At 43.5% G+C, this 11,551-nt stretch carries 10 protein-coding genes; 9 read left to right on the top strand and 1 reads right to left on the bottom strand.

The features are described from left to right. The first annotated feature begins 56 nt into the window (after positions 1-56). Positions 57-1,010 (top strand): LytTR family DNA-binding domain-containing protein, encoded by a 954-nt coding sequence (locus tag B4Z47_RS22620; protein WP_286727932.1) that lies wholly within the window; start codon positions 57-59, stop codon positions 1,008-1,010. Between the two features lie 106 nt (positions 1,011-1,116). Here the strand turns inward: B4Z47_RS22620 and B4Z47_RS22615 are convergent, their stop codons facing one another. Then, positions 1,117-1,740 (bottom strand): outer membrane beta-barrel protein, encoded by a 624-nt coding sequence (locus B4Z47_RS22615; protein WP_286727931.1) that lies wholly within the window; start codon positions 1,738-1,740, stop codon positions 1,117-1,119. 415 nt (positions 1,741-2,155) lie between these two features. Between B4Z47_RS22615 and B4Z47_RS22610 the strand changes: the two genes are divergently transcribed. The 8 genes from B4Z47_RS22610 to B4Z47_RS22575 all read left to right on the top strand — a co-directional run bounded on the left by B4Z47_RS22610 (position 2,156) and on the right by B4Z47_RS22575 (position 11,551). Then, positions 2,156-2,698, top strand: a complete 543-nt coding sequence (locus B4Z47_RS22610; RefSeq protein WP_286727929.1) for a hypothetical protein — start codon at positions 2,156-2,158, stop codon at positions 2,696-2,698. Between the two features lie 36 nt (positions 2,699-2,734). Further along, positions 2,735-3,088 carry a hypothetical protein gene (locus tag B4Z47_RS22605; RefSeq protein ID WP_286727928.1) on the top strand — a complete coding sequence of 118 codons (354 nt, stop codon included), beginning with the start codon at positions 2,735-2,737 and terminating at the stop codon, positions 3,086-3,088. Between the two features lie 36 nt (positions 3,089-3,124). Continuing rightward, positions 3,125-3,262 carry a hypothetical protein gene (locus B4Z47_RS22600; RefSeq protein ID WP_286727926.1) on the top strand — a complete coding sequence of 46 codons (138 nt, stop codon included), beginning with the start codon at positions 3,125-3,127 and terminating at the stop codon, positions 3,260-3,262. A 140-nt stretch (positions 3,263-3,402) separates the two neighbouring features. Beyond that, positions 3,403-4,266 carry an AraC family transcriptional regulator gene (locus tag B4Z47_RS22595; protein WP_286727924.1) on the top strand — a complete coding sequence of 288 codons (864 nt, stop codon included), beginning with the start codon at positions 3,403-3,405 and terminating at the stop codon, positions 4,264-4,266. 392 nt (positions 4,267-4,658) lie between these two features. Continuing rightward, positions 4,659-7,820, top strand: a complete 3,162-nt coding sequence (locus tag B4Z47_RS22590) for a SusC/RagA family TonB-linked outer membrane protein (RefSeq protein WP_286727923.1) — start codon at positions 4,659-4,661, stop codon at positions 7,818-7,820. A gap of 45 nt (positions 7,821-7,865) precedes the next feature. Continuing rightward, complete coding sequence (locus tag B4Z47_RS22585; protein ID WP_083296021.1) at positions 7,866-9,341, top strand: RagB/SusD family nutrient uptake outer membrane protein; 1,476 nt, start codon at positions 7,866-7,868, stop codon at positions 9,339-9,341. A gap of 18 nt (positions 9,342-9,359) precedes the next feature. Then, a complete protein-coding gene (locus B4Z47_RS22580) occupies positions 9,360-10,502 on the top strand; it encodes a DUF4859 domain-containing protein (RefSeq protein WP_115047493.1) in 1,143 nt (380 codons plus the stop codon). Positions 10,503-10,582: 80 nt separating this feature from the next. Further along, positions 10,583-11,551: a hypothetical protein gene (locus B4Z47_RS22575; protein WP_139145032.1), complete on the top strand. Its 969-nt coding sequence runs from the start codon at positions 10,583-10,585 to the stop codon at positions 11,549-11,551.

The raw sequence follows: 11,551 nt of genomic DNA, 5'->3' as shown, positions 1-11,551 counted from the left end.
TTTAATTTTTTATCCGGAAAATTTTTATTTTAGTTTGCCTTAACCGATTAAACTTTATGCAAACTAAAAAACTTATTGAGAAATTTCATTCCGAGATTCAGGTTAACTACATCCCGATTAGGGTTCAGCTATTGTTGGCTGTTTTGTTGGGTAATTTTTTCTGTTCGCCCAACAAATTTCTTGTTTTTGATGCGAGGTATGCAATGCCCAAATTTTATCTCTATTGGTTTCTTTCTTCGCTGATCGTTATGGCTGTGCTTCGTGGAGCACATATTTTTAATCGGTATATGGATAAAAGATTATCATGGCTGACGGATTTTAAGCCTCGGTTGATCAGGCAAATCCTCTACGGACTGGTACTGCCCGCCTTGCTGACAGTGGTTTTAGTGATGCTGGTATTCTTACCCTTAAATGCAAAAGGTTGGGGTGCAATCATACCCTACATACACAACGAATTCAGGTTTTTGGTTTTGTTTATTTTTATTTTGAATCTGCTATTTCTGGTGATATACGTCATCCGCTTTGCCCGATTTGTGAAAGATCAATACTTAGAGAGTGAAATTAAAAATGCAGCCCTCAAAGAGGTGATTGAAACCTATGAGGCACTGCAGCTGAAATTGGAGGATGAGCGGAGTGAGGACCTTTCCGATGCGATCAAGCTTGCACCTTGTCTTGGGGTAAAATACGGTTATGAAGATAACTATGTCGCACTTGACGGCATTGCCTTTATCAAAAGCTCGGCGAATGATAAGAAGCTCCTGACCTTGACGAGTAGTAAGGAATATACACACAACTATAGCCTCGAGACATTGATGAAGGTCCTCGACCATAATCAATATTATCTGATGTACAGGCGTTATATCGTTAATCGGAGTATCATTAAAGAATATCGTGCTTTAGACAACGGGATATTAACGATTGAACTAAAGCCGGCTTTTGAGAAGCAAGATGATATATTGGTAAGCCGTTACCATGCTGCTGATTTTAAACGTTGGTTTGAGAAGACCTAAAAGCCATATTGCTAAATCATTCATGATATAGCTGTGGCTGACTTACAGGTGGACTATGTCAGTAGTTTGCTGATAGGTCAGCCGTATTTCCTTTATCCGGCAAATGCTATTTTGCAAACTTATAATTCACGCCAACCGCAATTCCCAAAGCCTGCACACGATCATAATTTCTCCCCGATTGGAAAGGGATGAGGGAGTTCATTTTGTAGTGTGGCGACAGCAAGACAGCAAACTGTTGGGATAATGGAACCTTTGCGCCTAGTCCAACATGGAAACCTATGCCATGCTGCTTGTCTACATAACTATTTGCGTTCTGCTGGAAGTGTAACAGCGGTCCCGCATTTGCGTAGAGATATTTCAAAAATTTTACCCTGGCATCTAAAGGGAATTCCCAAATAGAGAGTTCCGAGGAATATTGCATCCGCTCCACCGATGGATCGACTATTGCCAATGTTGTCGTTATGTTCAGATGGGAATAGCCCACACCTGCACCAAAAGACCATGTTTCATTATAGTGATAGCCTACGCGGAGCAATCCAGCGATATAATTCTTACTGTCGTCGCTACCGGCTCCCATAAGGCTTTTCCGAGGTCCAATAGTACGCTCAGCTAGGGGAGTAATAGAAAGTTCGATGTCATAACTGCCACTATTGTTTTGCTGCGCATAGAGGCCGGTTGCTGATAAAGTTAAAACGGAAAGAAATATCCTGGAAAGTAATTTGTTAAGCATATTGAATGTATGATGATAGATTTTATAATTGTTTTCTCTTTTTAATTAGCGCTAATACTTACTAGAAATATAAACTTATATGGTATCAGATTTTCTTTTGTATTTCGTAAAAATAGGCCTCTTCATAATTTATTTTGATACTATACTATTGCAAACGGAAATAATATGCGTTATGCTACAAACTTAATAAATATAAGTTAATAATTCGCTCCAGAAGCTAAAAACTGCAATTTGGTTACATATGATTGGGCATTTGCGAGGATAATGTCTCTCAATTGACCAATACATGATAGGCTATTGGAAAATTTATTGGGATAGCGCAAAAGTTCTCCGCTTGTGTCAGCTAGAAATCGAAAAATGAAATGATTGTTGGCCAACTAAGGTATTATTCTTTGAATTTTAATAAATTAGTGGGATGAGATATTTAATAGTCCTATTGTTAGGCTGGTTTACTTGTTATTCGGTCGCTGCACAAAACCAAGCGAAGGGAAATAGTGCCGGTAAAGATGAAAAGACCTATATATTGGTCGCCAATAAGATCAATACCGATTTTAATTACAAGTTACTGGATGATTTTGAGCAGTCTTTTTCAGCTTTAATCAAAGAAAACAACAGCCGCGAATTAGTATTTAATCCCATTAATGGCAAGTACCATTATTATAAGTTTATCGCCACCTATAAGGCAAGGGGTATCTCACCAGATAGCGATATGGCCAAGCCGGAGCAAACCTTTCACAATATCTTGATCATCAAAACAGATGACCAACAAAAGATCGTAGATGGATACGAGTTTGTGCTGGAATGGAACGAGAAGCCACTATCATATCCCTTATTTCGGATAAAGTCTACAGGGGTGCCTCTGCAGGAAGGCTTGTCATTAAAGCAGCTGAACCTCAAAAGGGTGACGGACAATTCGGATTTTGATAGCGATGGTAAAATCAAACTGTCGAGCTGGTAACGTTTAAAAAAGTTAAGAATAGCTTAGAATAATCGTATGGAACTGGATAGCCTTTACATAAGTATTAAAATAGAAAAATCGAGATTAAACGAATATTTTTCTTCTAAACCGATTTCCCCGAACAAAGATGATAATTGGTCGCAGTGGTGGGAGAGTCGGCAGATGTACAGCAAAACAACGTTGGAAATTATTCCAAGTTATTCGCAGGCGCGCATTCGTGAAGTCTTCGATAATCTGCTCAAGGATCGATTTTATGGTGCGAAGGAGTATTATGATGAGGAAAAGCAACACTGGACATTCGCCGTACTGAACTTCAGTGAAAACTATCTTGAAATATTGCCGATGCTGGCTCTTTTAAAACAACTGGAGGGCTATGTTTTGGAGGGGTAGGCCCTGATTTTTGACTGGATGTGGGGTGGTGACACGGTGATGGCGTATGTTGACTTTACCGCGGGAAGTGCCTTGCTCGAAACGGTTACGGAATCTTATGCGGTCGAACTCAAACGATTTGAAGAAGCTAATCAAGGCTTACAATCGCTGGCGGAAGAGCTGGGGGCTGGCTAACAGCTAGAAGTGGCTTCCTTCATGTGCAAATTATAACCTAATATCACCTTATTTTAACCTCTTTTAGTTAAGCATTGTAATACTAAATTGGCTATGGTATATTTAGTGTCATATTGACATTTATTTAAATCTAAATTGTTATGAAGCCAGTTCAGTTCAAAGTTCCTGCTCCTCAGGATAAATCGATCTATATTCAAGAAGATGTGCTGGATAAGTTTTATCCGCATATGCATCGTCATGAGGAATATCAATTAATCTGGATTAAAGAAGGCATTGGCCAGCTCCTCCTTGACGATAATGTGCATGAATTTCAACCCGGTGACATTTTTCTATTGGGGACAAACCAGGCCCATGTGTTTAAAAGTTTCATTGCAGGTGAAAGTGTGCGGTCTGTCTCCTTATTTTTTAGCGCGAAAGGAGCACTGTCTACCATGGCTACCATGCCCGAACTTCGAAACCTGCTTGATTTTGTGCATAAATGCCAGCGGGGATTTAAGGTTCCGCCGAAACTTCAGGGGCAGGTGTGCTATTATATTGAAATACTGCAAAAGTCCGACTTTCTGGATCAGCTTGTCAATTTTTTTTATTTGTTAAAATCACTCAGCAAAGTATTTACTGAACTGGAGCCCCTTTCGGGTGTACAATTGCCCAAAAGGGAAATCTCCAAACCTTTCCGTATTGAAAAGCTATGTAAATTTTTGGAGGAGCATTTTAAAGAGAATATCAGTTTGGATGAAATCGCTGAAAAAGCAAATCTGACACCGCACGCCTTCTGCCGCTATTTTAAAAACTGTACGGGAAAGACATTCATCGCCTATTTGAATGAACTGCGTATCCGCGAAGCCTGTAAATTATTGGGTTTAGGAAGGCACGATTCGATCTCTTTAATAGCCTACGATGCTGGCTTTAATAGCATCACTAATTTTAACCGTGTTTTCCGGAATATATTAGGGGTATCTCCCAAGATATACGTTCGCAACTACCGGAATTACCTATACGATTAACGGACTTTTTAATCATTTTTGGCTATTTGATCCCATGTGGTAGAAAGTCGCTCAATTTCCTGCGCGATTTCGGCTCTGATTCAATTCCGTCTAACCATAACAGAAATATTTTTACTGTTATGGTTAGACGGAATTGCTGTTTTATGCACTATGCTGCAATCCTACACCTCGCAATAGGCCTCTTTTTCTTTTGTTAAAATGTTAGAATGAGTGGGTAAGATCTGACCGAAAATCGCTACCCCGAAGTACTAATTTTGTTACAGAAAGAAGAACTAATCAATTTTTTAACATGCTGTTACAGCCTTTTTTGCAAAAGGAATCCATTTATCCCAGGGATAGATGTGTCATTGACAGTATGCTAAACTGAACACCTGCTTAACGAAATTATGACTATGTATGAAAATCTTCCAAAAAAATGCTTAACAGGTATTTTTATGTTGCTGCTGTTGGTCTGTCAACAGCTGTATGCGCAACAACAGAGAACGGTCACGGGGATCGTTAAAGATGAAAAAGGTATACCTTTGTCCGATCTGAGTATCTTAGAGAAAGGCATCCGCAATGCCACCAAAACGGATGCGGGCGGTAAATTCAGCCTACCGCTAAAATCGACAAATCCAACCCTGATTTTTAGTTACGTCGGTTATGTGCGGCAAGAGAAACAGCTGCGTACCGGTGAAAATACACTGCAGATCACCATGAAGGAAGATGGAACGGGGCTTGATGAGGTGGTCGTCATGGGCTATCAGGATGTACAGCGGCGGAAGACGACCGGTGCTATTGCTACCGTAAAAGGGAAGGATTTTGAAAATACACCTTATGCCACCTTCGATGCCATGTTGCAGGGACGTGTGGCCGGTCTGACGGTGTTGAGCACTTCGGGCGAACCGGGTACCAATAACATTGTCAATATCCGCGGAACGAGCAACCTCGGGCTAGCAGATAACCAGCTGCAGGCGCCTTTATATGTGATCGACAATATTATCTACGACGTGAGTGATATACAGGCCGCTTATGGGAATGCGAGTCCGTTGCAGGCCATTAATCCCAACGACATCGAATCGGTCGATATCCTAAAAGATGCTTCGGCATCGGCCATTTATGGCGCCCGTGCTGCCAATAGGGTCATTATCATCAAAACCAAACGTCCGGCGCAGGGTAAACCCGAAATACGGATCTCGGCATACAACGGAGTTTCCAGCCGTCCGGCCATGAAGCCCATCACCGTTGGGGCTGCCGAGCGCAGGCTGAAAATGAATCTGCTCTATCAGGGTGGGTCTTATGACTGGTTCAACAATGGGTCCATTAGCCCCATGTTGACCGATAGTTTAAATCCGGCTTTTAACAACAATACCGATTGGCAGGGTCTTTTTCTGCAGTCGGCCAATATCAACAATGTCAATGTGAGTATTGGTGCCACTATGGAGAAATTTTTATACCGTTTCTCGGCACAGCGCTATTATGAGCAAGGCGTAATGATGGGCTTTGAAAATGAAAACCTAACGCCGCGCCTGATGTTACAGGCCAACCCGACGGACAATTTCCAATTTGAAACCAACTTGTTCGCAGGATTTACTAAAGCAAAACATGGTTCGGGTGACGATACGAAATATCCATTTAGTACTTGGGGATTTCCTTCTTCTTTCTATCAGATTACAGACGTAGATGAGCAGATCTATACCGGGCGCTACGATGGCATGATGGACCGCGATAACTCCTTCAGCTTAAATGGAAATTTCGCCGGAACACTCAAAAAGTTTCTGATCAACGGCCTGACCCTGCGCTCGCAGTTCTCGTTTAATGTCAATAACAATACCCGCGATCTCTTTCGTCCCGTATTGCTTACAGGCTACAGAAACTTTGCACAGAACTGGACGAACCAAAATAAGCGCTGGGAATGGGAAACCTATTTTAACTACATAAAGAGCATTCAGAACACCCATAATTTTAGTGCCGTTTTGGGAACCGGTATCGAACGCAATACCTCCAATAATAGTTTAATGTCCGGCTATAACGATAATGGAACTTATGTGAAAACCGTAACCGGTATCCCTTCCGGGCCTGATCTCTATGCGACGACTTCCATCAGCGAGCGCTCACGCGTCTCGGTATTCGGTCGTTTTGGCTATGATTATAAGGACAAATACCTGCTTTCTGCAAGTTACCGGATGGATGCCTCGTCGCGTTACAGCAAGGATAACCGCTGGGGTATTTTCCCGTCCATATCTGCCGGCTGGGTACTTTCGGAAGAGCCTTTTTTCCAGGGAGCCAAAAATGCCATATCCTTTTTCAAAATAAGGGGTAGCTATGGTATTACGGGGCGCGACCCGGGTTCGTACTACGCACGCTATACAGGACTGACTTTTGATGCATCTTATGCAGGATCGGTGCTGGAAAATGGTATTGCCGGTTCGGTACTCTCGTATAACGGTAAGCCGACAGTATCTCCTAATTATGCGGCAGCGGCAACATCACCGACGATCCGATGGGAGCGCTCACCGCAGTTTAATGCCGGATTCGATATGAACCTGCTGCACGACCGAGTTACGGTAACTGCCGATTTTTATGTGCGCGACTCCAAAGAGTTGGTTTACGATCTGACGATGCCCGCTACTTCGGGATATAGCACCGTCTCCAATAATTTTATCAGTGTGAGAAACAGTGGTGTGGAAATGACGATTATCTCCCGAAATATGGCTCCTTCGTCGGCATTCCAGTGGACGACCAATTTCAATATGGCTTATAATAAAAATTATGTCACCAGCCTGCCGGATGGTGGAAAGGAAATACAAGTGGGACCACCCTGGATGCAACGCGCCCTGAATGTAGGCCAACCTATTTTTCCATTCAAGGTATGGGATGTGGATGGCGTATATGCGACCAATGCTGACGTGCCTGTCGATCCATTGACCGGAAGAAGAATAGCGCACTTTAATCGGTCGGTCCTTTATCAGGCTGGCGATCCGCGCCGAAGGGATGTCAATGGGGATTATGTGATCGATTACAACGACAAAATTGATATGGGAAATCCAAATCCCGACCTCGTAGGCGGTTTTATCAACCAATTTTCCTACAAGAATTTTAGCTTATCCACACTCGTGAGTTTTGTCTTTGGACGCTCTTTGTGGAACGGATACCTGTCGGACAAATTACAGGATGCCGGTTCATCTGCCCTTTATTCGACTTGGGGAACAAATTCGGCTATTGCAGGCGATTTTAAGCCCAGCGACTTCTGGATGAAAGACGGCGATCAGACCAAATACCCGACTTTGTTTCGCAATACGGTAGACAACTGGCACATCGCCAACAGCACGTTTGTGGAAAATGCCAGTTTTGTACGCCTGAAAAATATTCAGCTGAGCTACACATTCCCGCAGGCCATGATTAAGAAACTTAAGTTGAAAATGCTCCGCATTTATGGGGTCGTGGATAATGTGGCTGTTAAGTCCTGGTCTTCTGTGCCGGACCCTGAAGCAGTGGAAGCCAATGGTTATTCAACGGGTAACGGATATCCGATCCCGAAGAAATGGACAATAGGCTTGGATGTTACCTTTTAATCATGTCAGTTCCATCGGATAACGGTGGCTTAAAATTATTTAGAGATGAAAAGAAAAATATTGTTTTTAATGCTGAGTGCTTTCATGTATCTCGCTTCAGGCTGCTCCAAGTTTCTGGACATTGAGCCTGTCAGTTCGGCAACCGACGAGAACTTCTGGAAAACGCAGGAAGATGCCAATAGCGCAACCAACGCCATGTATGCGCTGCTGCGCAAGGCCCTAAATCAAGCCAACGGTATGGCCTACTATGCCTATGGCGATTTGCTAACGGACGAAATTACTTCTTCGACCAACGCAGACTTTAGTCCGATTGTCAATATGCAGCTCAACACGGCTGTAGCAGCTTCGGAAACTTGGCGGCCCGCGTATCAGCTGCGGCGCTATGATGTCTTCTATCAGGCCATAGATCAGGCCAACCGCGTTATCCAGAGGCTCCCTAAGATGGACGAAAATGCCTTTGACAATGTATCGACCAGGGATTACTATATCGGCGAAGCTTACTTTGTGCGTGCATTTGCCTATTTCTATATGGCGAGGGTATGGGGAACAGTGCCGATTATAACAGAATCTGTGGTGCCCATCGATGCTGTAAATCTGGCTGCAAGTAAAGAGAGTGATGTGCTGGATCAGAGCCAGGCCGATTTAACTAAAGCGTTGACTTTACTGAAATGGAGCAATATCGACCAAGATGATTTTGCATTGCGTGCAAATGCCGGAGCAGCGCTTGCCCTGCAGGCGCATCTGAGTGCATGGCGCGGTGAATATGCGGACTGCATCGAGGCCGCTAAATCGGTATTGGAAAGCGGCGAGTGTTCTTTTGTGGGAAGGGATAGTTTGAACTACCGTAGTATTTATCAGGGAAAATCCAATGAAGGTATTTTTGAAATCTCCCAAAATAGTGAAAACGAAGGCACAAGCTCGGGAATAGGATACTTTTCGCTAGCCGGGCCTTATTTTCGGTCTTTAACAGATCCAATTTTAAGAATCAGTCAGGATTATATTAAAACGCTCTTTAAAGACAGCAACGATAAACGATTTAAAAGTGTGTTTGATATTGCTTATAACAGTAACTATGCGCTGTGCACAAAATATGCGAATGTTAAGTTTTCGAGTAATGCGTCAAATGCCAATGCGATATTTAAAAATAACATCATCATCTTTCGCTATTCCGACATTAAGCTGCTTATGGCAGAGGGATTGGCCGCAACAGGTAAAAATAGCTCCGCAGAAACCATCTTAAATGAAATCCGCACGCAAGCTGGACTGCCTGCCTACACAAACGAGGAACCGCTTATTGAGGCCATCTTTAGTGAAAGAGCGCGCGAACTGTTTCTGGAAGGTCATCGCTATTACGATCTCGTGCGGTTGTATAAACACTTCAATGTCTATAAATTTCCGGAAGGCAAAATGAACCAGGCGCAATTTAATGCGAAGAAATACCTTTGGCCATTTGATCCATCGTTGTTGTCTACCAATCCGTTGCTGAATCAGACACCATACTGGGGAACTGTCAATATGTAAACCACTAAACCTGAAAAAATGAAAACCTTATATCGATTTGCGTTGCTGCTGGCTTTTGGACTGACCGTGATCGGTTGCAAGAAAGCAGCTTATCTGACGGATGACGGCCTCCATACAGCCGAAGTCAATCTGTCTACTTACGACTATCTGGCGGCTCATCCCAATGGGATGTTTGATACCCTGCTGCTGGTGATTGACCATTTTAAACTCAAAGACGAAATCAACAAGGCGAAAACCTTTTGGGCGCCTTCGGATTATTCGGTCAACCGTTATTATAAACAGAAGGCAGACTCTGTAAAGTATGTGGACGAAAATGCACAGTATTCTTTTGACCAGTTTCTCAACGAAATCCCTGTAGATTCGGTCAGGGCATACATCTACAACGATGCCCCTTACAATTTGGAAACGGCCAGCACAGCGTATACGACGATCAGCAATGCGGCCAATGTGGGTGGATTTTTCTATCATAAGCAAAAGCAGCCCAAAGCAGCCTGGTCCTCACAGCCCGTTTATTACCTGTACTACGTGAAAGTGCGTGGCGAGGCCGATCAGATCAGTCCAGACGGTATTGTGACGGTCAAAGAAGATGATCAGGCGGATATGCGAGTATATTGTCAGACAACCGGGATAAAAATGGCTTCAGGAACAACGCTGAATGTATTGGCCAATACACATACGTTTATCGGCGATTTTGTGCCGCGGATCCTCACGGGGCCTAAAATTGTAGAAACTGGTGCTACACTGACTTTTACCTACGACCTGAGCATTAAATACGATGCCGCCGGTTATACTGGCACCACAGTAGACGTTTTGCTTCCGCGTTTAGCACGCTTTTATGGCGTAGAGAGTGGGGCAATATCCGCATTGGTAGGCAAGGACATCACCTATTATGCCGTGCAGCCTGATGGTAACTTAAATGCAAACAGTACCGCGAACGCACCAGGACACTGGTTCGATGCCAAAGGGCAGACCTGTTCGTGGGGTGCCGATGCACGCATTGTATCTGAGCTGGCAACCTCAACGATGACCTTTAATATACTGCAATATCCAGGGCAAACAACGGTGGGTAGTACCTATACGGTACGACAATCCCTCGTGTACAAGTCGAAAACAAAGGGTGATTTGAATGCTGTTTTTGTATTCAACATTAAGATCAAATAAATTATGAACCTATCAGGGTTGATTCCTTTGCTGTGCTGAATCAACCGGATGGTTTCGTCACACATGAAAAAATAAAACAGATGAAAAAACGAAGTTTTATAATCGGCTTAGCAGGTTTATCCCTCGGGCTATTGGATTCCTGCAAGAGTGATCAAATAGGTTATTTAAGTGAAAATATACGCTATAATGTGGAGAATCTGCAAGTCAATCAGGGGGCAGTGGTGTACACGGATGCCATTGTTGCCAATGGAAGCACAACCCCGCTGACCGTAAATCTGCTTGCGGTAAGGAACAAGGAAACCGGCGAGCTCTCAACAGAATTTTCAAAAGAACATGAGATATCCACCTACCTCGCTGAGATCACCTGGCGGGATACCACCCTGGAACTGTTGAATGCCAAGATCGGCAAAGCTAAATATCCACCGATGATGCTCAATGCGACCGGTGGTCGCGTGGGTTTTACACAGGCGACGCAATTTGTGACCCCGGGACAATACACGATCGATGTGGAGGTGAGCAATGTCGCCGGACAGAAAAAATTTAAGAATATACTGAACTTTAATGTCATCGGTGCTAAGAAGGAAGATATTTTATTTAAGTCGTGCACGAGTTCGGACTACGGGGCCGAATCCAATTTTCTACCGTATACAGACTATGAGATCGTCGTAGAGCATCAGGCGGAAGGAGAAAACAAAATTGTATATCAATGGGAAGATAAAAACGGCAAGCCCTTCAATCCTAAAAAAGGCGAGGTCATCAAACGTGGGGACCGGCCGACATTCAAAAATTGGTCGCCTTACTATCCGGAGGAAGTTACCGATACGGGCTTGGTGTATCGCTATCCAGATGTTTCGGGTCTGGTGTATCCCATCATGAACGGTACTTATGTAGGTACAGAATTTTGGTCGGGTGATCCCATTTCTTATTACCGTATTGTTGGTACGGCGACTACGCTGGGACGTAATCTTAACCCCGTATCGACCATTAAATTCTACCGAAGTGGTACCTATACCGTTCGCTTCCGTTTTTTGACCATTACACATAGTTGA

It is taken from the genome of Sphingobacterium sp. UBA2610, from assembly GCF_002339225.1.
GTDB classification, from domain to species: domain Bacteria; phylum Bacteroidota; class Bacteroidia; order Sphingobacteriales; family Sphingobacteriaceae; genus Sphingobacterium; species Sphingobacterium multivorum.
The sequence above is the reverse complement of the archived record's forward strand: the minus strand, read 5'-3'. Positions and strand labels throughout refer to the sequence as shown.